Raw genomic sequence first — 1,419 nt, forward strand, 5'->3', positions numbered from 1 at the left:
GCACGTCCAAGCAGTTAGGCTGATAAGTAGGCAAATCCGCTTATCGTAAAGGCTGAGCTGTGATGGGGAAGCTCCTTATGGAGCGAAGTCTTTGATTCCCCGCTGCCAAGAAAAGCTTCTAGCGAGATAAAAGGTGCCTGTACCGCAAACCGACACAGGTAGGCGAGGAGAGAATCCTAAGGTGTGCGAGAGAACTCTGGTTAAGGAACTCGGCAAAATGACCCCGTAACTTCGGGAGAAGGGGTGCTTTCTTAACGGAAAGCCGCAGTGAATAGGCCCAAGCGACTGTTTAGCAAAAACACAGCTCTCTGCGAAGCCGTAAGGCGAAGTATAGGGGGTGACACCTGCCCGGTGCTGGAAGGTTAAGGAGAGGGGTTAGCGTAAGCGAAGCTCTGAACTGAAGCCCCAGTAAACGGCGGCCGTAACTATAACGGTCCTAAGGTAGCGAAATTCCTTGTCGGGTAAGTTCCGACCCGCACGAAAGGTGTAACGATTTGGGCACTGTCTCAACCAGAGACTCGGTGAAATTATAGTACCTGTGAAGATGCAGGTTACCCGCGACAGGACGGAAAGACCCCGTGGAGCTTTACTGTAGCCTGATATTGAATTTTGGTACAGTTTGTACAGGATAGGCGGGAGCCTTTGAAACCGGAGCGCTAGCTTCGGTGGAGGCGCTGGTGGGATACCGCCCTGACTGTATTGAAATTCTAACCTACGGGTCTTATCGACCCGGGAGACAGTGTCAGGTGGGCAGTTTGACTGGGGCGGTCGCCTCCTAAAGTGTAACGGAGGCGCCCAAAGGTTCCCTCAGAATGGTTGGAAATCATTCGTAGAGTGCAAAGGCATAAGGGAGCTTGACTGCGAGACCTACAAGTCGAGCAGGGACGAAAGTCGGGCTTAGTGATCCGGTGGTTCCGCATGGAAGGGCCATCGCTCAACGGATAAAAGCTACCCCGGGGATAACAGGCTTATCTCCCCCAAGAGTCCACATCGACGGGGAGGTTTGGCACCTCGATGTCGGCTCATCGCATCCTGGGGCTGTAGTCGGTCCCAAGGGTTGGGCTGTTCGCCCATTAAAGCGGTACGCGAGCTGGGTTCAGAACGTCGTGAGACAGTTCGGTCCCTATCCGTCGTGGGCGTAGGAAATTTGAGAGGAGCTGTCCTTAGTACGAGAGGACCGGGATGGACGCACCGCTGGTGTACCAGTTGTTCTGCCAAGGGCATAGCTGGGTAGCTATGTGCGGAAGGGATAAGTGCTGAAAGCATCTAAGCATGAAGCCCCCCTCAAGATGAGATTTCCCATAGCGTAAGCTAGTAAGATCCCTGAAAGATGATCAGGTTGATAGGTTCGAGGTGGAAGCATGGTGACATGTGGAGCTGACGAATACTAATAGATCGAGGACTTAACCATATAATATG

Annotated in this window: 1 rRNA gene; it reads left to right on the forward strand. The window is 52.9% G+C overall.

From position 1 onward, the window contains the following. Positions 1 to 1,411 (forward strand): 23S ribosomal RNA (locus tag ACTFR9_RS27540); the annotation flags it as partial. Positions 1,412 to 1,419: the final 8 nt, after the last annotated feature.

Source organism: Bacillus cereus group sp. MYBK222-1, from assembly GCF_051916425.1.
Taxonomy (GTDB): Bacteria; Bacillota; Bacilli; order Bacillales; family Bacillaceae_G; genus Bacillus_A; species Bacillus_A paranthracis.